The 22,151-nt window shown below is 26.1% G+C and carries 21 protein-coding genes; 14 read left to right on the top strand and 7 right to left on the bottom strand.

Features of this window, described 5'->3' with window-relative positions:
* Window positions 1-286 precede the first annotated feature (286 nt).
* Complete coding sequence (locus Q0J69_RS00105) at window positions 287-1,129, top strand: class I SAM-dependent methyltransferase (RefSeq protein WP_297203106.1); 843 nt, start codon at window positions 287-289, stop codon at window positions 1,127-1,129.
* A gap of 658 nt (window positions 1,130-1,787) precedes the next feature.
* On the opposite strand, the gene Q0J69_RS00100 is transcribed toward Q0J69_RS00105, so the two are convergent.
* From Q0J69_RS00100 to trxA, 4 genes are all read right to left on the bottom strand, one after another.
* Complete coding sequence (locus Q0J69_RS00100) at window positions 1,788-2,345, bottom strand: hypothetical protein (RefSeq protein WP_297203103.1); 558 nt, start codon at window positions 2,343-2,345, stop codon at window positions 1,788-1,790.
* Between the two features lie 5 nt (window positions 2,346-2,350).
* On the bottom strand, window positions 2,351-3,892 hold the full coding sequence (locus tag Q0J69_RS00095; protein WP_297203101.1) for an NAD(P)H-hydrate dehydratase: 1,542 nt from the start codon (window positions 3,890-3,892) through the stop codon (window positions 2,351-2,353).
* Window positions 3,889-5,712 carry a hypothetical protein gene (locus Q0J69_RS00090; RefSeq protein ID WP_297203099.1) on the bottom strand — a complete coding sequence of 608 codons (1,824 nt, stop codon included), beginning with the start codon at window positions 5,710-5,712 and terminating at the stop codon, window positions 3,889-3,891. Before Q0J69_RS00090 ends, Q0J69_RS00095 begins: the two co-directional genes overlap by 4 nt.
* A 117-nt stretch (window positions 5,713-5,829) precedes the next feature.
* Entirely contained in the window at window positions 5,830-6,147 is a 318-nt protein-coding gene (gene trxA / locus Q0J69_RS00085; RefSeq protein ID WP_297203096.1) for a thioredoxin, read from the bottom strand.
* 207 nt (window positions 6,148-6,354) lie between these two features.
* Between trxA and Q0J69_RS00080 the strand changes: the two genes are divergently transcribed.
* The 5 genes from Q0J69_RS00080 (at window position 6,355) to Q0J69_RS00060 (ending at window position 9,434) form a co-directional block, all read left to right on the top strand.
* Entirely contained in the window at window positions 6,355-6,768 is a 414-nt protein-coding gene (locus Q0J69_RS00080; RefSeq protein ID WP_297203906.1) for a MarR family transcriptional regulator, read from the top strand.
* Window positions 6,761-7,426 (top strand): DUF6198 family protein, encoded by a 666-nt coding sequence (locus Q0J69_RS00075; RefSeq protein ID WP_297203094.1) that lies wholly within the window; start codon window positions 6,761-6,763, stop codon window positions 7,424-7,426. Before Q0J69_RS00080 ends, Q0J69_RS00075 begins: the two co-directional genes overlap by 8 nt.
* Window positions 7,427-7,644: 218 nt before the next feature.
* The gene (locus Q0J69_RS00070; RefSeq protein WP_297203092.1) at window positions 7,645-8,313 is read left to right on the top strand and encodes an ankyrin repeat domain-containing protein; all 669 of its coding nucleotides are present in this window, start codon (window positions 7,645-7,647) and stop codon (window positions 8,311-8,313) included.
* The gene (locus Q0J69_RS00065) at window positions 8,313-8,747 is read left to right on the top strand and encodes a hypothetical protein (protein ID WP_297203090.1); all 435 of its coding nucleotides are present in this window, start codon (window positions 8,313-8,315) and stop codon (window positions 8,745-8,747) included. Before Q0J69_RS00070 ends, Q0J69_RS00065 begins: the two co-directional genes overlap by 1 nt.
* A 60-nt stretch (window positions 8,748-8,807) precedes the next feature.
* Window positions 8,808-9,434 (top strand): SIS domain-containing protein, encoded by a 627-nt coding sequence (locus Q0J69_RS00060; RefSeq protein WP_297203088.1) that lies wholly within the window; start codon window positions 8,808-8,810, stop codon window positions 9,432-9,434.
* Between the two features lie 85 nt (window positions 9,435-9,519).
* On the opposite strand, the gene Q0J69_RS00055 is transcribed toward Q0J69_RS00060, so the two are convergent.
* Entirely contained in the window at window positions 9,520-10,491 is a 972-nt protein-coding gene (locus Q0J69_RS00055; RefSeq protein WP_297203086.1) for an ABC transporter substrate-binding protein, read from the bottom strand.
* A gap of 177 nt (window positions 10,492-10,668) precedes the next feature.
* Between Q0J69_RS00055 and Q0J69_RS00050 the strand changes: the two genes are divergently transcribed.
* Complete coding sequence (locus Q0J69_RS00050; protein ID WP_297203084.1) at window positions 10,669-11,706, top strand: glycosyltransferase family 9 protein; 1,038 nt, start codon at window positions 10,669-10,671, stop codon at window positions 11,704-11,706.
* 39 nt (window positions 11,707-11,745) lie between these two features.
* Here the strand turns inward: Q0J69_RS00050 and Q0J69_RS00045 are convergent, their stop codons facing one another.
* Complete coding sequence (locus Q0J69_RS00045) at window positions 11,746-13,569, bottom strand: methyl-accepting chemotaxis protein (protein ID WP_297203082.1); 1,824 nt, start codon at window positions 13,567-13,569, stop codon at window positions 11,746-11,748.
* Window positions 13,570-13,973: 404 nt separating this feature from the next.
* Here Q0J69_RS00045 and Q0J69_RS00040 point away from each other — a divergent pair, with 404 nt between their 5' ends.
* The 6 genes from Q0J69_RS00040 to Q0J69_RS00015 all read left to right on the top strand — a co-directional run bounded on the left by Q0J69_RS00040 (window position 13,974) and on the right by Q0J69_RS00015 (window position 19,808).
* Complete coding sequence (locus Q0J69_RS00040) at window positions 13,974-15,164, top strand: DUF455 domain-containing protein (RefSeq protein WP_297203079.1); 1,191 nt, start codon at window positions 13,974-13,976, stop codon at window positions 15,162-15,164.
* Window positions 15,165-15,215: 51 nt separating this feature from the next.
* Entirely contained in the window at window positions 15,216-16,331 is a 1,116-nt protein-coding gene (locus Q0J69_RS00035) for an acyl-CoA dehydrogenase family protein (RefSeq protein ID WP_297203077.1), read from the top strand.
* 29 nt (window positions 16,332-16,360) lie between these two features.
* Window positions 16,361-17,206: a PhnD/SsuA/transferrin family substrate-binding protein gene (locus Q0J69_RS00030; RefSeq protein ID WP_297203075.1), complete on the top strand. Its 846-nt coding sequence runs from the start codon at window positions 16,361-16,363 to the stop codon at window positions 17,204-17,206.
* Window positions 17,207-17,333: 127 nt separating this feature from the next.
* Window positions 17,334-17,621, top strand: a complete 288-nt coding sequence (locus Q0J69_RS00025) for a hypothetical protein (RefSeq protein WP_297203073.1) — start codon at window positions 17,334-17,336, stop codon at window positions 17,619-17,621.
* Window positions 17,622-17,640: 19 nt separating this feature from the next.
* Window positions 17,641-18,915: a glycosyltransferase N-terminal domain-containing protein gene (locus Q0J69_RS00020; protein WP_297203071.1), complete on the top strand. Its 1,275-nt coding sequence runs from the start codon at window positions 17,641-17,643 to the stop codon at window positions 18,913-18,915.
* Between the two features lie 197 nt (window positions 18,916-19,112).
* Entirely contained in the window at window positions 19,113-19,808 is a 696-nt protein-coding gene (locus Q0J69_RS00015; protein ID WP_297203069.1) for a hypothetical protein, read from the top strand.
* A gap of 59 nt (window positions 19,809-19,867) precedes the next feature.
* Here the strand turns inward: Q0J69_RS00015 and Q0J69_RS00010 are convergent, their stop codons facing one another.
* Window positions 19,868-21,181 (bottom strand): Mur ligase family protein, encoded by a 1,314-nt coding sequence (locus Q0J69_RS00010; protein ID WP_297203904.1) that lies wholly within the window; start codon window positions 21,179-21,181, stop codon window positions 19,868-19,870.
* 362 nt (window positions 21,182-21,543) lie between these two features.
* On the opposite strand from Q0J69_RS00010, the gene Q0J69_RS00005 reads away from it, so the two are divergent.
* Window positions 21,544-21,927 carry a PepSY-like domain-containing protein gene (locus Q0J69_RS00005; RefSeq protein ID WP_297203067.1) on the top strand — a complete coding sequence of 128 codons (384 nt, stop codon included), beginning with the start codon at window positions 21,544-21,546 and terminating at the stop codon, window positions 21,925-21,927.
* Window positions 21,928-22,151: the final 224 nt, after the last annotated feature.

Raw genomic sequence — 22,151 nt, 5'->3', positions numbered from 1 at the left:
TAAAATATATGTTATATTAACACAATATTACTAATGGATAATAAAATGCTGACAAGACAAGACAAGACAAGACAAGACAAGACACATTATCTAATAAAACATCATATATTAAAAATTATAACCAATGTTTCAATTTAGAATTAAATTGATGCATTGGTTTTTTTGTGTTTTAAATAATTTATGAGGATTATAAAATGGATGAAAATTTAAAAATTTTGATAATTTTGAATCAAATTATTTAGAAGATATATTGGATAATTTGTCAAGTCATTTACAATTTAGCTTAATGTCACAAAATCAAAGACAATTTATTAATGGCATTGTAAGAAAATTAAAGCCGAAAAAGATATTAGAAGTAGGTGTATTTGCCGGTGTAAATAGTGCTATTATATTGAACGCTATAAAAGATATTGATAATTCTATGCTATATTCTGTGGATCTTGCAGAATATTGCGATAGAGATAATGACAAGTTGACAGGATTTATTGTTGATGAAAAATGTCATAATTTAAAAAATAAATGGAAAATATATAGAGGAAATGTTATTGCCAAATTTATTGAAGAAATAGGAAATGATATAGAATTATGTATATTAGATACAGCCCATTCAAATCCTGGTGAGTTTTTAGATTTTATTATGATAGCCCCATTTTTAGCAAAAAATGCTGTAGTTATAATACATGATATAGAACTTCATAATATTAGTTCTAAATATGGTCCAACTTGTGGTACTTTATTTTCATGCCTAAAAGGTAAAAAATTCTATCCTTTAAATGATGGTGAATATAATTATATATTTGGGTTTCCAAATATAGGAGCTGTAAAATTAGATTCTAACTTTTTAGAATATATTGAAGATATATTTTTTCTTTTAACATTACCATGGTCATATATACCAAGTCAAGATGATCAGAACTTAATTTTAGATCATTTGAATAAATATTATGACAAACAACTAGTAAGCATATATGTTAAAATATTAGAGTATACAAAAATTAAACCAATGATTATAAATAATAATGAAATAGCAAAATTAAACAGAAAAACTAATATTATCATTAACACATTAGCCTGGTGGATACCTATAAAAAAATGGCGTGATAATTTTAGATCTAAATTTGAAAACTAGAATAATATATAAATGTTTCACTTGTTTAAAAAATAAATTCATTGATACTTATAAGTCTTAATTTAGTATTTTTTGAAGTGCAACTCTAGATATTTATATAGAAAAAAATAAATTATACAGCATATAAAATATACCTATTATAATTTTGTATATTTGTATTATTATATAATAATTTAAAATAATATTTATAATTTTACATATAGGGTTTTGCTGCAACCCCAAGTTCTTTTAGATGCTGTCCTCGCCTTTGCTATGTGTGTTATAAAAGAACCATACGCAGTACACATTTGATGAAAGAACTGCATTTTGCAGCTTGAATATATAATTTATACAACATATATAATAGTTAATATTATTTAATTTATAAGAAAATAACAAACTCGTAAAATTGTTTGTCAAGTATTTTTAATAAGTATAATTATTTAATTTTAAAACCTAATATCTTATATGTTGTATAACTTATTAATATGCATCTGTACTTCGTTATAAATCGGTAATTACTTAGATAGCGTACATATAGTAGGTTTCAAAATAAACTTTGCGGCATTTATAAATAAAATTAGTTTTGAAACGAGTCTATAATTTTGCAAAGAAGAAGCTTTTTTACTTATCTCAGTTAGCCTCTATATTTACCATTGATATATTATAACCATAATTATTATGAAGTAGGTTTTTTCATTTTGCTTATATTAATATAGTTTGTAGTCGTTAAATTGGTATCTATATATAATACAATTTCTAAATTATTTGCTTCAAGCCAATATCTTTTATCAAAAGGCATTTTAAACCCTATTCTCTGACCTAATGGAAAGTTAACATTATAAAATGAATCATTACCTGAAAATATTAATCTTTTATTTTTATATAGTGAAAGAGCCGCTTTCAGATTTCCTATTCTATTGCTGTTTGTGTAATTATTGTTTTTTACTTCTATTGTTGTTATTATAGCTCCGTCATCATAAAATTCTACTTTGTTTATTTTTACTTCTATTATTGAATTGGCTCTTAATGAAGCAAATATAGGCAAATCATTAAAAAAACCTCTTTTATATAATAAAATACCAACTACAGCAACAGTTAAAAAAGTACCGTATAAAAACATAAACCATTTTCTTGCAAATAGACTTACCTCTCTTTTAGGTGCAGGAGGCTTTGTCCTTCTATTAGCATGAAATTCTAATTCTGGCTTTTTAGGGTCATAAACTTCTCTAGGCAATTTTATTATATCCTTTTAAGTATTTTATATGATATATCAGCTAAATCACTAGGCTGAATATAGTCGCTTCCAACTTTTTTAGATAATATTTTAAAAGATTTTGCCTGTATAATTAAGGCTAATTTTGATGCATCTAATTCATTTAATCTTCTAGCAAGCAAAGCACCTATAAATCCTGAAAGTACATCCCCCATACCTGCTTTTCCCATAGAAACATTCGGATTATAATTTATATATATATCATCATAATGCATTAAAAAACTTACAGCATCTTTTAATATTACAGCAGCTTTTGTTTTTTGTCTGTATTTTGATAATGCTTCATAAGGATTTTCCAATGCCTCTATATGATTAATATGAGTTAATTTTTCAAATTCATATATATGAGGAGTAAGTATAAAATTATGGTTAAGTTCATTAAGTGTGCTTTCAAACATCAAATACAGAGCATCAGCATCTATAACTGTAGGTATATTTATTTGTTTAATAACACTATTTACAAAAACTTCTGTAGGCATTTCTCTTCCTATTCCAGAGCCTATTATACATGCATCGCTTTTATTTATATCACTAACTATATTAATATCATTTTCTGTAAAATATAATTGATCTTCTTTTCCTACGCCTATAATAACTATTTCAGGCATTTTGGACATTACAGCATTTCTTATACTTTTTACTATTCCATTAGGTACATACAATCTTATATATCCAGCCCCCATTCTGTAGGCAGCATGTGCTGATAAAATTGCAGCCCCTATATAATTACTGCTTCCTGCTATAATAGCAAGCATTCCCTGTTCTCTTTTGCTAAAAAAAGCATTTCTATTTATATTTATTTTTTCATTATAATCTATTAATTTAGCCTTATAACCCCAACTGTCCAATATAGAATTTGGAAATACAGATTTTATTACAAATAATTTTCCTATATATTCTCTAGTTATATATAAGAAAAATATATCTTTAGCAAAGCATACAGTATAAGTTTCATCTGCTTTAAAACATGTATGGATATTTTCTCTATCATTTATTTTTGATGCTAAACCTGAAGGCATGTCTATAGCTATTCTAACAACATCAAGATCATTGAGCTTATCTATTAATAATTTCTGTATACCTTCAAGAGGTCTGTTTCCTCCTGTTCCAAATAAAGAATCAATAACTATAGACTTTTTTTCTATAGATTCAACTGCTTCCCTTACGGCTTCTTCACTGTCTAAATATGTAATGTCAGTATCAATTGATTTTAATATATTAAAATTAGCATAAGTGTCTTTATTTACTCTGTCGAGATTTCCAGTAATATAAATACTTACATTATATCCATTTTTTATTAAATACCTAGCTATAGCAAGCCCATCCCCTCCGTTTCCGCCTACAGATGAAAATATATATACAGTTTTATAATACAATAATTGTCTATGTCTTCTTAATAAAAGATAAAATATTTCGCTTGCAACATGCTCCATAAGAAGTATAGAAGGTATCTTTTCAATAGTTTTTTTATCTATATTTATTAAATCATCTGTTGTTACTACTTTCATTTTTTTATTCCTATTTTTTGTTTGATGTTTTCAATAAATGATATAAATATATTTTCATTATTTGACATATTATTATATATGTTTTTTACACCGCTGTTTTCTTTTAAAATATCATTGTATGTCTGCTCAGGCATAATAGAAGCATTATTTTTAAATACATTTAAATCATAATAAGCAGATAATTTTAAAGCCCATAATGCATGATTGAGTTTTTTATCATTTACTAATATTGGATAAATTGATATATAAGATTTTGATAATGTGTTATTTAAAAGTTTTGTATCCTTTTGAGAAGAGTAATTAGCCATGCTCCTATATGAAATACTGCTTCCTTTTCTTATAATATTGCTTATTCTGTATTTATCGCTATTATAAGGATATATTAGAGGCCAATAAGTTGCATCTCCATATAAAGATTTAGCTACATCCCAGTAATACATATCTTTAGAAGTTATATATGATAAACTTGCAGAATCTGATGCATTAAAATAAGCATTAACTATATCATATAATTTTTGATTTTCTATGCTGTTATTTATTGGAGTGCTGCTCATATCATTATAATATCTGGATATAATTACTCCGATTACCAATATGAATATTATTATACAAATAACTTTTAGTATTCCCCCAAACAGGCTTGAAGAATTTTTTTGAATATCATTTTTTTTGACATTGGACTGCTGAACATTTTTTATTTTACTTTCGTATTTATTTAATACATCTAAATGTTCTTTTTTAGAATTTTCTAATGAATCATCATTTTCATTAATATCTAATAGTTCTTCTTTTGAATATGTTTTATCATTTATTTTTATTTCATCATTTTCTTTCATATTTTCTTCAGTCCTTTTTTCTTCATTATCATTATTTTCTAAATCGGCTCTATCAAAATGATTAATATCTAATAATTCTTCTTTTGTATATTCTTTCATAGGAGGATAATCATCATCATTTTTTTGTTCTTTATCATTACTATTGTTTATCATATTATTTTTTTCATCCTTATTGTTTTGATTGTTTACTATATCGTCTATAGTGTAATCATTATTATCATCATTACTATCATTTAAATTATTTACTACGCTTTTAATATCTGATTTATTTTTCCATATATCTCCTATAACATTATTATCTATTGAATCATCTGAATCATCATTTTCTTCATTAGAGTTATCGTTATTATCATCAATTATTTCTATTATATTGTCTTCATTATTATCTTTATCATCTTTAATATTATTTGATTTATTATCCAGTTCATCTAATATATCTTCAACTATTTCAATTCTATTATTATATGCTTTTTCACCTTTTTCTTTGCTGTAAATGCCTTCTAAGGTATTATCTAATTTTTTTATTAAATCATCATTATTTATATTAGAATTATCATTATTATCTTTATTAAATTTTATTGATATTATATTTTGAAGTACTGGGTCTGTTTTAAATGCCATATTAGAATTATGAAAGTAACCAAAATTTTCTATATGTACTTCTTCATCTTTTGAAATATCTTTTATGTTTTTAAATATGCTTTTGTAAATGGACTTTTCTAAAAATATGTTTTTAATATCATTATTTTTTGACTCTATAGATTCTAATGAGTCATCGAAATTCTCATCATCATGTGATAGTACTACATTGAAATTATCATCTATACTTATAGTACCTAATTTATCCATATAAAATTTTCTTTTATTAAGTATGGATAATGTTATATTTCCAAATAGATTATTTATTATATTATTAGCTTCTTCTTTTTCTATATTAAATTCATTTGAAATATTTTCTATTAATTTATTATTAGTTATAAACATATTTATACCTGTAATTTATTTTCAAAAACATATTTCAATTATATATTAATTTAGAATAAAAAAAAGCCTAATTTATATAAAATTAGGCTTAAAAAATTATTTTTAAATTAAAAAAAATTATAAATATTCTTTTAACCATTCTTTTAATTGAGCTTCATTTTTCATACCCTCAGCTCTTTTAAGAAGTTCTCCGCTTTTGAATATTAGTAGAGTAGGTATAGATTGAACCCCATATTTTGCTGCTATATCCTCACATTCATCAACATTAACCGCACCAAACTCCATTTTATCAGAATATTCTTCTGCTACTTTATGCAATACTGGAGTTTGCATTTTGCAAGGACCGCACCATTCTGCAAAAAAGTCCACTAGTATGGCTTTATCATTAGATATAGCCTGATCAAAATTATCTGTTTTTAATTCTAATACTGACATATTTGTTCATCCTCATTTATTATTTATATTTTGATTAGTATACTCTAACTTTATTAAAAGTCAATATCTTTTTTATCTTTTTTTATATACTGGTATAGGGTATATACTTATTGACATATTTTTAGGTTATATTATAATAAGATATCTTATTATAATAATACTTATTATTAGGGAGCTTATTATTTGGAAAGCTTGCATTATTTATTGATGAAGTCCAATTCTATACTTGCTAAAAATATAATGTTTAATGCAAATAAAATAGGACTTACATCAGGACAGCCTAAAATTTTATACTGTCTGTCAAAATTTAAAGAGGCAGATCAAAAGACAATAGCAAATTACTGTGAAATAGAACAAGCTACAGTAGGAAGTATTTTACTTGGCATGGAAAATGCAGGATTGATAGTTAGAAAGCAGCATGAAGGAAACAGACGTTCTCTTTATGTTTCTCTTACTGATAAAGGTATAGAGGCCGCAGATAATATGCAGATAATTTTTGATAATGTAGAAAATAAGGTTATGCAAAAATTATCAAATGATGAAATTATTTTATTAAAAAATTTATTATTAAAAGTATATGATTCTTTGTCAAATAATAAAAACGGAGCAGAAAATGAGTAAAGAACTAAGAAACAAAAAAAACAAACATTTATTAGAGAGATCTATTTTATTATTGGTTGGGCTTTATATAATGGCTTTAGGAATAGCTTTATCTATTAAAGCATCTTTAGGTACTTCTCCTATATCCAGCGTACCTTATGTTACAAGCAGCATTTCTGGATTATCGGTTGGAGAAACTACTATAATTATTAATATATTATTTATAATTATGCAAATTGTAATACTAAGAAAAAATTATGATTGGTTTCAATTATTACAAGTTCCAGCACTCTTTATTTTTGGAGTAATGATAGATTTTTCTCAGTATTTAATAAGAGATATTTCATATACAAATTATTTTCAGCAATGGATAATTTGTTTTTTAGGAATAATTCTGGTTGGAGTGGGAATCAGTATAGAAGTAATGGCTAAATTGGTTACTACGCCAGGCGAAGGACTAGTACTTGCTATATGCAAAGTATTTCCAGTAAAATTTGGTAATATAAAAATAGCTTTTGATGTTACTTTAGTATTAATATCTATAGTTACTGTTTTAGTTTGTTTAGGACATTTGGAAGGAGTTAGAGAAGGTACTTTAGTTGCAGCTGTTTGTGTAGGATTTATAGCCAGACATCTTAGTAAACATCTTCAAGTATTAGAAGAAAAATATCTATCCTAAATATTTGCCAAAAAAAAATTTTTTTATATATTATAGATATAGCATATATAAATTATTTTTATCTAATCAGCAGTACTATATGTAAAAATGTTTACTATATTATTTTATATGTTATAATTTGTAAAAAAATTAATATAATCGTATTAATTTTTAGAATTTTTTTTACAAAAGTGTTTTTAATCATATTTATATAATATATTATAATATTTGGGTTGTTTATGAAAAATATAATTTTTGTTTTAATTTTTACAATATTAATTTCTTGTATAGTTTATCCTTTAACAGATAATGAAACGCAATTCTTAAAAGCATGTGAAGAAGGAAAGTATGATACAGTAGTTTCTCTCATCAATAAAAAAGTTAATGTTGATACTGTAACAGAAGATGGAGTTACTGGCTTAATGCTTGCTTCTCATAGGGGGCATTCTGCTGTGGCTAGACTTTTACTGAATTCAAAAGCAAATGTTAATATTGCTGATAAGGTTGGATATAATGCTTTGATAATGGCTGCTACAGGCGGCTTCAATGATATTGTAAAGATGCTTCTTAAAAATGGTGCGGATGTGAATTCATATAATATGTACGGAGAAACATCTTTGCATGTTGCCTCATATAATTTGTATGGAGATATAGTTCAGACTTTGATAGATTATAAAATTAATGTTAATGCTGTAAATAATGACGGGGACAATGCTTTAATGATGGTTTTCATGTCTGCTGATAAAAGTGAGAATATGCTTCCTGTTGCTAAGATATTATGCGATAATGGTATTGATGTTAATGCTAAAGATAAGAGCGGAAGAACTGCTCTTGCCTATGTTAAAGAACATTATAAAAAGCCTGAAAGTTTGGTGGAGTTTTTAAATAGTTACGGTGCTTTAGAATAGTGATTTATATTATCATAGTATTTATTTTAATTGTTATTGTATATTATACTAGGATAAAACAAATAAAAAAAGTTAATAATGTTGTTTATGTTTTTGGCTCTTTACTTAGTTTTTGTCTAATCATTGCTGGTAAGATTTCTAATATAAATTTTATAGCTGTAACAAATCCTTTTACTAAAAGAATACATGTTAAAACTAAGCATATTTTTGAAAATATTGATGAGAACAGCAATTTATTCAGGCATGAGCTTGTACATATATATCAAATAGAATATTTAGGATTTTTAAAGTTTTTATTTTTATATATTATTTACAGCATTAGATACGGATATATAAATAATCCATTAGAGAAGCAGGCTGTGTTTTACGAAGATGTAAAAAATTTAAGCAGAGATGATATATATGATGATATCAAATATAATTTTAAAAAATAGAACTTGTTAAAATGCAAAACTTGTATATAATTTATATGCATATTATTTAAGGAAATTAAAATGATAGAACAATTAATTGAAAGAATTCCTAAATTGGAACCTATGAAAAAAGCAATAGAAGATTCTATAAATGAGATAATAAAAAGTTATGAAAATGGCGGTAAAGTTTTAATAGCTGGAAACGGCGGAAGTGCATGCGACAGCGAGCATATAGCAGGAGAGCTTTTAAAAAGTTTTTTGAAGAAGCGTCCTATAAAAGAAGATATAAAAAAAGAGCTTTTGAAAATAGAAGACGGAGAATATATAGCAGATAATTTAGAATCTCCTTTAAGAGCTGTTGCTTTGACATCTCATCTTGGACTTTCAAGTGCATATCTTAATGATAAAGAACCTTATTTAGTTTTTGCTCAGCAATTATTGGGTTTTGGAGATAAGGGAGATATTTTTATTGCTATAAGCACATCAGGAAATGCAAAGAATATTATTTATGCTGCTAAACTTGCCAAGGCTATGGGTATAAAAGTTGTATCGCTTACAAATGAAAATGGAGGAAAACTTGCAGAGATGGCGGATATTGCAATTAAAGCACCAGCAAAAGAAACTCATATAACACAGGAATACCATGAAGCTATATACCATGAAATTTGTATAAGAGTGGAGGAGCATTTCTTTAAAGAAAATAGATAATAATTTTTTATGCAATTTACAAATTTTAAAAAGGGTTTGCAATAATACTTGCAAGCCCTTTATTATTAAATTATGGAATTATTATTTATTGGTTTAATTCATAAATACTGCTAGGTATACTTAATCCTAATTTAGTTATCATATTGGTATTAACTATAAAATTGAATTTATCAACTGTTTCAAGCGGTATATTTTTTATATCTTTAATACCTTCTAGCACTTCTATTGTTTTTTTGGCAGTGAGTTTTCCCATTTCATAATAATCTACAGAATAAGTTACAGTACCTCCTATTTTTGTCATTGAAGCATCGGCACATACAACAGGAATTTTTTCACTTTCTTCTATCATAGCTACATTAGCCATACTGTTTGCTATTATATTGTCAGTAGGTGAAAATATCGCATCAACTTTATTAGCAGCATTTATCATCATTTGCTGTATTTCATTTGCATTAGCTACGGTTAAATCAGTATATTCCAATCCTAAAGAATCTAATTTTTCTTTTGCTAATTTTATTTGGTATGAAGAATTGATTTCGCTTGAACAGTATAATAGTCCTATTTTTTTAGCATTAGGCATTAATGTATGCATAAGTTCAATTTGTTTTTCTATAGGAGGAAGATTTATGGTGCCTGTTACATTGACATTAGGCTTATTTAAATTTGTAACCAATTTTGCTCCTATAGGATCTCCTATGCCTGAAACTATTATTGGTATATCTTTAGTTAAATTTACAGCAGATTGTGCAGAAGGAGTGCCTATAGCTATTATAATATTTTTTTTATCATTAACAAACTTTTGAGCTATTGTATTGCAGTTTGCCTGTTCTCCCTGTGCATTTTGATAGTCTATATCTATTTTTTTATTGCTGTTTTTATAATATTCATTAAGCTCATCTTCTATTCCTTTATATATTAGATCTAATGCCTCATGTTCTATCATTTGGCTTATTCCTATCTTTATTATATCATTATTTTTTTTATTGCTTGCTTTTCCTATGATACTGAAAGTTGTAATCAATACTATAACAAATATTATAATAATATTTCTTTTCATTGTTTTGTCCTTTTAATAAAAGTTTATATTTAATTACTTTATGTAGTAATATTACTATATAAAGTAATTGTTGTCAATACCTTTGTAGTAATTTTTTATTTTTTATATATTGTTGATATATTGTTAAAAAATATATATTATTATTCATTATTAATAATGATATAGGTTATATTTATAATGAAAATACTTTTAATAAAACAAACTTCTCTAGGTGATGTACTTCATGCAACTCCAGTTATAAGAGCATTAAAAAAATGGAAGCCTAATTGTACTATAGATATAGTAACAGATAAACGTGCTTTGGGAATACTTGAGAATAATCCTTATATTAATAAATTATATGTTTTAGATATATATAGATATGAGAGAGATATATTCAAGTCACCATTTAAATTTTTTTCTACAATAGGAGAGTTTTTATCTCATATAAAAGAAGTTAGAAAAGAGAATTATGATATAGCCATGGACTTGCAGGGACTTGAAAGAAGTATAATTTTTTTATATTTATGTCATGCAAAAGAAAAATATGCTAAAGGAAAATGGTTTGGTATTAAAAGTAATTATTATAAGGATATAAATGCAATTGTGGGATTAATATCATTTTTAAAGTTTATCGGCTGTCCTGATGATGGTACGGATTTGGATTATTTTTTACCTAATACAATAGAAGAAGATTTTAATAAAAAACTGGAGTATATAAAAAACAATATAGATAGTAATTTTAATATAAAAGATGAATATATAGTTTTATCTCCATTTTCAAGATGGAACACTAAAGATTTGTCTGTAAATAAAAGCAGAGAGATAATAGAAAGCCTGCATAAATTAATGGACATACAAATAATAGTTTCTGCTGCATCTGATTATGACAAAGAATGTGCTGAAATAGTTAAAGGATTTGATAATGTATTAAATAGTTCTGGGCTTTTTAATTTATCAGAACTTGGATATTTAATAAAAAAGTCAAAAGGAATGGTTACTGTTGATTCTTTTCCAATGCATACGGGATGTGCATTTCAGAAACCTCTTGTAGCTATATTCGGACCTACTAGTGAAATTAGAGTAGGACCTATAGCTAAAAATTCTGAAACTATAAGAGTTGAAAATTTGGAATGTGCAGTATGCTATAAGAGAAAAAATTGTCCTAATAATCATATATGCATAGAAAATTTGGATTCTGATATAATAGCAGAAAGATTAATAAAAAAGATATAAAAAAGAGGCTACAAATAAAGCCTCTTTTTATTTTCTTTATTAAAAATTGAAATAAGAAACCTGAGAAACTATATTATTAGATTTATCTAATACATCCTTGCTTGCATTAGCTCCGTCATTTGCTATTTTTGATGTATCCTGAGTTATTCTGTTTATTTCTATAACGGCAGTATTTATCTGTGATATGCTGTTTTCTTCTTCTATAATTGCATCGGATATCTCTGTTAATAAAGTGAGAACATCATTAACAGATGATTCTATTTGATTTAATATATATGATGATGCCTGAACAGCGGCACTTCCATTTTGTATTTTTTCTATAGTTTCATTAGCTATACTCGTTATATCTTTTGCAGCATTTCCTACATTTAATGCTAGGTTTCTAACCTCAGAAGCTACAACAGCAAAACCTTTCCCCTGTTCTCCCGCACGTGCCGCTTCAACAGATGCATTTAATGCAAGTATATTAGTTTGTAAAGCAATGGATTCTATTATTTTAGTTATGTCAGATATTTTCTTACTAGATTCTGATATTTCTGCCATACTTGATGATGTTGAGTTTATAGCATTAACACCATTTTGTGTAGATTTAGAAACATTTTCACTCATCTTTCTAGCATTTCCTGCATTTTCAGCTGTGTCTTTTAAGGATGAAAATACAAATTCTATAGACCTAGTTAATTCTTCTAATGAACTAGCCTGAGATGTTGCTCTGTCGGATAAATTTATATTTCCATTTGTAATTATGTTAACTGCAGAATTAATGCCGTTTATTTCATTTTTCATTTCATATATAATATCACCAAGTTTTTTCTGCATGCTGTTTAATGCTCTTATAACATCTCCTGTTTGATCTCTTTTATGTAACTCTTTATCATTGAATGATGTATTGAAATTTCCCATAGTCATATTATTTATTATAGATATAGTATTATCTAATGTGCTTGATATAGGAATTGCTATTAAAAGAACTAATGTTGCTTCTATTGCAGACAACACTATAAATACGGATATAATAAGTATAAGAAGTTTTAATAATGATGATTTTAACTCTTTATTGTTTATATTTACAACTAAGTTCCATGCCGTATTTTTTATTTTATATGTTATGTAAGAATAATCTTTTTCTATCCAACTGTAATTATTATTATTTAATATATCATTTTTATGGGAGGATATATTATTATCATTAAATATATTTTGTTTTAATACATAACTCTCATTCTTATTAAATAAATATAATCCTGATTCATTTATAATGCTTACATCATAATTATAATTCTTTATTTGTTCTAATATACCTTCAATTGTTTTTATAAAATCTACGTCAATTCCAACTATTCCATATAATTTTCCGTCAATATATATAGCTTTTGAAAATGTTATTACTATATTTCCATTTACAGCATCTATATAAGGTTCAGATATTACTATTTCTCTTGAATTCAAAGCTTTATTATACCATTCTTTAGTAGTTTGGTCATAATTGCTTGGAAGTTCTCCAAGCGTATTTAGTACGGTTCCTCCGTCTTTATATGGTATAGTATCAGCATAAAATATATTCATCAAATCTTTTTCATTTTTTAATACATTAGCAAATACTTCTAATAATTTGTTTCTATCTGTTTCTTTTTCAACATAAGAACAAAATATATTAATTCTTCCGTATATTGAGGCAATATTATTTTCTAATGCTGATGATATATCGCTTATATTGTATATATTTGAGTTTATGAATCTTGTTTTGTATTGAGGCAGGTATATTATATATATGATAGTGCATATTATAAATAGTGCTGTCATATATGGTATTAAGAATTTTAATACTAGACTATTTTTCTTATTCGTCAAATTTTTTAACATAAAGATAAACCCCTTTTGATTAAAAACCAATAAAAACTAAAATAACAAGTAGATAAATAATATATTATTATAGGAAAATAGTAAATAGCATATATAAAAATTACGTTTGGATAAAATATGTATTTTACTTGATATTTATCTAAGTATAAATAGATTTACTTATAAAAATGAATTACATATTGACTTTAATATATTTTTATGTTATTATAATATATAATTTCAATTATTTTATTTAGGGTAGATTAAAATGTATTTATCAGCAAATGTTTTGATATCATTGTATTTCTATAATAATTTTGATTTTCCCGAGATATTGTCATTATAATAAACCGTGAGTTTATTCCAAAAGTCTTTTTTTAAATAAAAATATTTATTATATTACACTTAATTTTTAAGGATGTTTTATGGATTTTAATGTTAGTAGAAGTTTATTTCTAGGAGATATTCCTATAGGAAAATCTTTTTTCTTTAGATTAGAGAATTCTCTTTTAATTTCAAGTAAGGATGATATCATAGAAATAGTATCATTTTATGATAATTTAGAGTATGATTTAAAATCTTATTGTAAGTTTAAAGGAGAAACTTTTTTTGATAAGAAAAAAAATAAAGAACTTTACAGTTACTATATCAAGAAAAAGTCTGGCAATAGTTTTCCTAAATTTGATTCTAATAAGATTGAATTATCCAGTTATCCTACATCAAATATAGGTCTTGCTCCAAGAAACAGTGTTCCTGAAAATGGTTCTCCTGATTATGGATTTGATTTAAATTATAAAGAAGATATATGGAATAATAATATAACAAAACTTTATGAAGATACTAAAAGAAGTCAGTGGAATAGTTCTGTTGATATAGATTGGAATGAAATACCTGATTATGATAAAGACATGGAATTTGCAATAGCACAAATTATGACTTATTTAACTGAAAATGAATTTTCGGCTTTATATGTACCTAGTAAATTTGTATCTAAGGTAAGTCCTTATTTTTATGAAATTCCTTTATTTTTATCTTCATTAATGAATGATGAAGCAAGACATATAGATGCTTTTATTAGAAGAGCTAATATAAATGGTATGGGGGTTCAGTATTCATCCATAATAACCCAAAATTCTTTATATACTTTATATGTTGAAAATAATTACTTAAAATCTAGTTTTTTACTTCATATAATGGGTGAAGGAACTTTTTTGGATTTATTAAGTTTTTTAGAAAAATATACTCAGGATGAAGCTACTAAAAAACTTTTAAGATTAGTTAGGATAGACGAATCAAGACATGTTGCTTATGGAATGAATCATGTTAAACAGGTATTAAAGTATAATCCAAAGAAAGTAAATATTTTAAAAGAAGCTGTTTTTAAAAGAAAAGAATATTTAGACGAGTTAAACGGAGAATCCACACTTTTAATAGAATCAATGGCTTTTCTTGCAGGCGGAGGAACATCTTATAATCAATATAGAAAAGGCATGGAGCTTATCGGAGAGCTTAAAGAAAAAATGCATAATAATAGGGTTCAAAGGCTTGTTGATATCGGTATAGATGAAGAGCTGGCTGTTGATATATCTAAAAGACATACGCCTAATTTTATGTGATATTTATATACTTTATTTCAATTACAAATATTTAAAAAAGGAGAATAAAAAATGAGTAAAGTTTTTGACGATGCAATTGAATTTGCTAAAAAACATGTTGCACCTTACACAGAAGATGTGGACAAAAATGCAAGATTTCCAAAAGAAGCTTATGGAGAATTAAGAAAACAAGGTTATATGGGACTAATGGTTCCTAAAGAGTACGGCGGTATGGGCGGCGGAGCTAAAGAACATGCTGAAGTTGTTCATGCTTTGGCTAATTATTGTGCTACTACAGCTTTATGCTATATGATGCATAATGTAGCAACTTTATGTATTGTATTTTTTGGTACTGATGAGCAGAAAAAAGAGTTTTTGCCTAAAATTGCAAAAGGAGAAATAGCTTTAGCTTTAGCATATAGTGAAAGCGGAAGCGGTACACATTTTGGAAGCCCAGATATGACAGAAACTAAATCAGGAGATAAAGTAATACTCAAAGGAAGAAAAAGTTTTGTAACAAGTGCTTTATTCGCTGATTATTATTTAACTCTTACTAATTCATGTGAAAATAAAGGAACTCTAAATAACTGGTTAGTAAGCCATAAATTAAAAGGCATGGTTCATGAAGAAAATAAATGGGACGGTTTAGGTATGAGAGGTAATGCTTCTATGCCTGTTTGCTATAATGATGTTGAACTTGATACTCTTTATAGAATAGGAAAAGAAGGCGATGGCGGAAATCAGGCTATGAGTATTACTGCATATTTTGTATTCGGTTTAGGAGCTGTTTACAGCGGACTTGCGAAAGAGGCTTATAACTGCATATTGGATTATACAAAAAACAGAAAATATACAGATGGAAGATCTTTGTCTGATATAGAAATGGTTAGAGTAAATTTAGCTGAAATATATACTAGAATGCAGTCAGCTGTTGATTTCACTTTTGCTGCTGCTTCTGCTGTTGAAAACAAACAAGCTGATGCTACTTTAAAAGTGTTCGGATGCAGAATTAACTCTATTGAAGCTGCTATATACTGCTGTGAAAAAGCTATGAAATTGGGCGGCGGTAATGCTTATGCTAAGAGACTTCCTTTAGAAAGATATATGAGAGACTCTTTAGCTGCTCCTGTTATGGCACCTGGAATTGATGTATTAAAAACTTGGCTAGGTGATGCTATTGTTTTATAATATATATAAAGTTATTTTAAGGAGATAAAATGAAAACATTATTACTTGGTGCGGTTGCTTATGATCCTAAAGTTGTTGGTGTATGGGATATAATAAGAGATTATAGTAATGAACATGGTTTGAAACTTGATTATGTTTTATTTTCAAATTATGAGCGACAAGTTGATTCTTTATTAAAAGGTCATATAGATATAGCTTGGAATACAAATGTAGCTTGGATTAAAGTTTTGCATGCTACTAATGATAAAGCTAGAGCTTTGGCTATGAGAGATACTGACACAGATTTTACAAGTAAATTTATTGTTAGAAAAGACAGTAAAATAAAAGAATTATCTGATTTAAAAGGTAAAAAATTTGGAGTTGGAAGCTTCGATTCATCACAAGCTGCTATACTTCCTATACATTACATTAAAGAATCTGGTTTATCAATAAAAGAGATAGAACTTAATGCAGAATGCGATCCTAATTGTGTTAATATAGTTCGCTATAATACAGATTTGGGAAAACATGGTGATACTGGAAAAAGTGAATGGCATGTATTAGATGATATTAAAAGCGGTGCATTAGATGCTGGAAGTATAGGTTCTACTACTTGGATACGCATACTTGAAGAAGGGTTATATCCTGATGGAGAGTTGGTATCATTCTATACTAGCCCTGAATTTTGTCATTGTAATTTCACAGTTATGCCTGATTTTGATAAAGAACTAGGCGATTCTTTTGTGAAAATGCTTACTTCTCAAAGCAAATATGATCCTATAATTAAAAAAATGATGGCTATGGAAGGATTGAATGAATGGGTTGTAGTAGGTGAAAAAGAACTTAGAGGATATGATTCTTTATATACTGCTATGAAAGATCAAAAATTGCTGTAACTATCTTTTTATTTTTTATATAAATTGTAGGGACTTGGACTTTCTATTAATTTTTTAATTAATAGAAAGTCTATTATTTTATATTAATCAATTGACATAATACATTTATTTAAGTATAATTAATTCTATGAATAAGTATCTTTTAATACATAAATTGATTAACGCTTCAATTATTATGCTTTTTCCAATAGCGGCATACTATATTATAGAACATAATAATATTAGAAACGGAGTATACGGTATTGTATTTATAATTATAAATATAATAGAAATAGCTTTATTTATTTCTTTTGTAGCAGCAGCTTCAAAATGTGAATGGGGTACCAGAAAACAGCATGCCATTGTAAAGGCTGTTATTTCATTTTTTATATATGCTGTTATGATTATATTAACTATTATATCTATAATAATATAAATTAGGTTTGGTTTTATAAATGCAGAAAATTTTAATGTTTATATACACTGTATTTGGTTATTTGATTTATCCTATAATATTTATATGCTTTTCTATAATGATGATATTTAATAAACCCATAAGAAAGGGGGCTTTATCAAGATTAGGATTTATATACCCTAAAGAAAATAGTAAAAATGCTGTTTGGATACATGCAGTGAGTGTAGGTGAGATAGTTGCTGTAAAAGAAATAGTACTTACTTTAATAGATAGGGGATATAGTGTTTATTTGTCTACTACTACAGTAGGCGGATATGATATAGCTAAAAAAAATTATGGAGAAAAGGTTGAATTATTTTATTTAACATTAGATTATCCTCACATGATAAACAAACTCATCAATTTAATATCACCTGAATATGTAATGATAGCTGAAATTGAAATATGGCCTACATTTATATATTTGCTTCATAAGAAATTGATTCCTCTTTATCTTATAAATGGAAGAATTGGAAAGAAGGAAATAAAAGGATATAAAAATTTCAAGTTTTTCTTTAAGCCCTATTTTAACATGTACACAAAAATCCTAGCTCAAAGTAATATAGATAAAGAAAACATGATTGGTATAGGAATGCCTGAAGGTCTTATAACAGTTACGGGTAATTTAAAATATGATATTAATTATTATGCCGATGAAAAAAAAATAGATGATTTGGAAAATAGAATACCTGTAAACAAATTCGTTATAACTGCAGGAAGCACTCATTCAAATGAAGAGGATATTATATTAAAGGCTATAGATTTGCTTGGTATAAAAGATAAAGTGTATATTGTAATAGTTCCAAGGGATATTAACAGAGGAGATGATATAAAAAATACTGCTTCTAAATTAGGTTATGATTTGCCTCTTTATACTGATTATGAAAATAGTTCTGAGGATGGAATAATAATCGATACTATAGGGGAATTGCTTAATTGGTATAAACTTTCAGATTTGGTTATTATGGGCGGTACTTTTATAGGCAATGTAGGGGGGCATAATATACTTGAAGCTATATATTTTAAGAAGCCTGTTATAGTCGGCAAATACATGTATAATTTTATAGAGATTTATGAGTATATGAAAGATGCTGTATTTACTTGCGAAGATAAAAATAAATTGCATGAAACATTGGAAATAGCATATAAAAATAAAGAACTTAGAGATGAATTGTCTGAAAAAGCATATAATCTTTTAATACAAAACAATGGAGCTTCAAAAAGAACAATAGGTATTATAGATAAATATCAAGGTATAGTATCAATGTCCATTTAAAACTAATTAAGTACAAAATATAAATATCATACTATGGTATAGTATTATAAAATATATTTTTTATTGACTTTTATGTGAAAATATCTTATACTAGTTAATGAGGTTTATGAATGTTATAATAATATTATTGATTAGTATTTTCTGATAATTTTATTTTCTTTTATAAATCTTTTTTCTAAAAAATTAAGGAGAAATATATGAAAAAGTTTGTATTAATTAGTTTATTTCTAATGATATCGTCATTAGCATATTCTCATTCCCTAGGTCTTGGAATGTACATTCCATTAGGCGGAAGTATTCCTAGTTTTTATCCTGAAAGCAGCGTTGATCCAAGTGTATCATTTAGTCCTAAAACGGCATTTGAAGTTGGCGTTATATTTCAGCCTAGAGTTAATTTTAATATAGGAGATGGAACTCATACAATATCTTTAGGTTTGGATGTAGGATGGTATAGGGATACATTTAAATTTATAACAGCTGATTCTAGAAATTATACTCATGAATTTGACAGTGTTATGACAGGACTTAATTTAGAATGGCGTCCTTTATTATTTCAATTGGGTATTGGAGGAGGTGTAAAAATTCCTTTCTCTGGTAAATATACTGAAGGAGATAGTGATAGAAAAATATCAGCTCTTTCTGGAAGATTCAATGATGTTTTAATACCTTATGTTAGACTTTATACAGGAATAAATATAGTATTTGTTAGTTTATCATTATATGTTAATTTTGATATACCTTATATAGGCGTAAAAAATAATGTGGGTTCTTTAGGTTATGGATATATGTATCCTGGAAAATTAGGCTCTGTAGATATAGGAGCTCAATTAGGCATACATTTAGACTTGTTTAAATTTGGAGATACTGAAAGAAAAGAAGTTATAGAAATTTAATTATCTTATATCGAAGAAAGTTTTATTATAAAATGGGGGATATATAATAATGTATCCCTCTATTTTTTATAATTATTAATAAAGTCGCTTGCTGCATATAATGAACCTATAACTAATGCAGGAATATTTTTTTCTTTTGATAGTTTTTTCATGCATTCTGCAGCTTCATTAAAGTCTGGTATATGTATTACATTGCTTCCGTCTTTTAAATATTCATAAACTTTATAACTATCAGTTTCTTTATAAGTTATGTTATTTGAAGAACTTAATATTATTATAGAATTATATTGTTTTAATACATCGCACATTCCTGAAATATCTTTTTCGTTCAGAGGTGCAAATAATATTATAATATCTTTATACCATTTATATATAGTTTTTAATACCCTATCTAATGATTTTGCATTATGGGCACCATCTACTATTATGTCTGGATTTCTCTGCATAAATGTAAGGCGTGCTTTTATATCAAATGTTTTTAATGATTCTATGGCATTTGAATATATTTTTTCAGTATTTTTAATATTTTTTACATTTTCTATTAATATTCTAAATGCTTTGAATGATAATGAAATATTTTCTGCCTGATGTTCTCCAAGCAATGACGTATTAAAAATGTATTCTTTGCCTTTTTCTTTGTATATAAACTCTAAATTTTCACTAGTATTTTTTATTATTTCAGCATCAAAATCTTTTTTAAAAATATATAATTTAGAGTTTTGTTTTTCTGATATATTTTTTATTATATTTATAGAACTCTCTTCCTGATATGCCGATATTACTGCTGAGTTAGGCTTAATTATTCCAGCCTTCTGCTCTGTTATTTTTTCTATTGTATTGCCAAGTATTTGAGTATGATCATAGGATATAGAAGTTAATATACTTATAGATGAGGCAACAACATTAGTGCAGTCTAATTTACCTCCTATTCCTACTTCTATACAGGCATAATCTACTTCCTGCATATAAAAATAATATAATCCTATTATAGTAAATATTTCAAATACGGTTATATTTTCGTATATATAATTATCATTATCTACTATATCCTTTATTCTTTTTGTTATATAAGTGAAGTCTTTTTCGCTTATCCATTCATCATTTATTGATATTCGCTCTCTTTCATCTATTATATGGGGTGATATGAATGCCCCAGTTTTAAACCCAGAATATTTTAGCATGTGAGATAATGCTAAAGTAGTTGATCCTTTTCCCTTAGTTCCTGTTATATGTATTACTTTAAATGTCTGTTTATAGCCTAATATATTTAATATGTTTTTTACGTTATTTATATGGTCAAAACCTTCTTTATGCAAGTTTTTTTTTCCCATAAAAGAATATATATAGTTAAGAGAATCTCTTATATTTAATATTTCCATACGTTATATCCATGTTTTTAATTATTTATTATCAAAAGTTTTCTTAAAAAAATTTCTAATTAAGATAACATATTTTGTAAAAGACTGCAATAGAGTTAATTTTTCCATTTTTATTATGAAATTATATTTTATTTTTTGAATTTACATATTGTTATAATTGAATTTTAATATTTTCTTTACATAAAATTTACAATATAAGTAATTTTTGTATTATATGTATTGTAAATATCTAGTTTTTTATAATAATTGTAAAAATAATGTAAAATAATTGTAAAAAAATATTGCATAAAATCGCTAATCTGCTATAATAATAATTGTAAAGAGATTTTACAATACACCGCATAAGGAGATACATTATGACAAACACTTTAAACCTTTTTATAAAAATAACACCTAGCCAATTACCAGAAAATACTAGAAGATTTATAGCTGCTAATTACAGCAAAACAAAAATAGTTTATATTGATAAAATTAAAGATGAATACGAAATAAAACTAAGCAATGGAACTTATATTAATTTTGATAAAAGAGGAGATTGGAATTATATAAGCAGCGATGATGCAATATCAGAAAATGCTTTGCCTAAAAATATAGCTGACAGAGTTAAATCTGTAATGAAAAAATATAAAGATAAAAAAGTATTTGTATTTGAAGTTAATAAAAGAATAAATTTCTATAGAGTAAGATTAAGCAATTCATTAGATTTATGTATAGGCTATAACGGAGAATTATTAGCATAAGTTTTTTTCATTTGTATCTCTTTAATTAATATAGTATTTCGGTTTAGATCTGCAAATAGGTTTAAACCGATTTTATTATACATAATATTGACATAAAAATTGATATATTGTATAATATTTACATTATGAATAATATATTAACACAGCACACAGCACACAGCACACAGCACACAGCACACAGCACACAGCACACAGCACACAGCACACAGCACACAGCACACAGC

Source organism: uncultured Brachyspira sp. (genome assembly GCF_944388875.1).
In the GTDB taxonomy this organism is placed as follows: Bacteria; Spirochaetota; Brachyspiria; order Brachyspirales; family Brachyspiraceae; genus Brachyspira.
Note: the sequence above shows the minus strand (reverse complement) of the source record. Positions and strands in the feature narration are given on the sequence as shown.

Excerpts from the sequence above, each read along its gene's own strand:
- Q0J69_RS00080 (WP_297203906.1), top strand. The coding sequence starts at position 6,355 with ATGAAGTCCAATTCTATACTTGCTAAAAATATAATGTTTAATGCAAAT.
- Q0J69_RS00105 (WP_297203106.1), top strand. The coding sequence starts at position 287 with ATGTCACAAAATCAAAGACAATTTATTAATGGCATTGTAAGAAAATTA.
- Q0J69_RS00005 (WP_297203067.1), top strand. The coding sequence starts at position 21,544 with ATGACAAACACTTTAAACCTTTTTATAAAAATAACACCTAGCCAATTA.
- Q0J69_RS00020 (WP_297203071.1), top strand. The coding sequence starts at position 17,641 with ATGCAGAAAATTTTAATGTTTATATACACTGTATTTGGTTATTTGATT.
- Q0J69_RS00015 (WP_297203069.1), top strand. The coding sequence starts at position 19,113 with ATGAAAAAGTTTGTATTAATTAGTTTATTTCTAATGATATCGTCATTA.
- Q0J69_RS00050 (WP_297203084.1), top strand. The coding sequence starts at position 10,669 with ATGAAAATACTTTTAATAAAACAAACTTCTCTAGGTGATGTACTTCAT.
- Q0J69_RS00040 (WP_297203079.1), top strand. The coding sequence starts at position 13,974 with ATGGATTTTAATGTTAGTAGAAGTTTATTTCTAGGAGATATTCCTATA.
- Q0J69_RS00035 (WP_297203077.1), top strand. The coding sequence starts at position 15,216 with ATGAGTAAAGTTTTTGACGATGCAATTGAATTTGCTAAAAAACATGTT.
- Q0J69_RS00025 (WP_297203073.1), top strand. The coding sequence starts at position 17,334 with ATGAATAAGTATCTTTTAATACATAAATTGATTAACGCTTCAATTATT.
- Q0J69_RS00055 (WP_297203086.1), bottom strand. The coding sequence starts at position 10,491 with ATGAAAAGAAATATTATTATAATATTTGTTATAGTATTGATTACAACT.
- Q0J69_RS00030 (WP_297203075.1), top strand. The coding sequence starts at position 16,361 with ATGAAAACATTATTACTTGGTGCGGTTGCTTATGATCCTAAAGTTGTT.
- trxA (WP_297203096.1), bottom strand. The coding sequence starts at position 6,147 with ATGTCAGTATTAGAATTAAAAACAGATAATTTTGATCAGGCTATATCT.
- Q0J69_RS00095 (WP_297203101.1), bottom strand. The coding sequence starts at position 3,892 with ATGAAAGTAGTAACAACAGATGATTTAATAAATATAGATAAAAAAACT.
- Q0J69_RS00060 (WP_297203088.1), top strand. The coding sequence starts at position 8,808 with ATGATAGAACAATTAATTGAAAGAATTCCTAAATTGGAACCTATGAAA.
- Q0J69_RS00070 (WP_297203092.1), top strand. The coding sequence starts at position 7,645 with ATGAAAAATATAATTTTTGTTTTAATTTTTACAATATTAATTTCTTGT.
- Q0J69_RS00045 (WP_297203082.1), bottom strand. The coding sequence starts at position 13,569 with ATGTTAAAAAATTTGACGAATAAGAAAAATAGTCTAGTATTAAAATTC.
- Q0J69_RS00075 (WP_297203094.1), top strand. The coding sequence starts at position 6,761 with ATGAGTAAAGAACTAAGAAACAAAAAAAACAAACATTTATTAGAGAGA.
- Q0J69_RS00090 (WP_297203099.1), bottom strand. The coding sequence starts at position 5,712 with ATGTTTATAACTAATAATAAATTAATAGAAAATATTTCAAATGAATTT.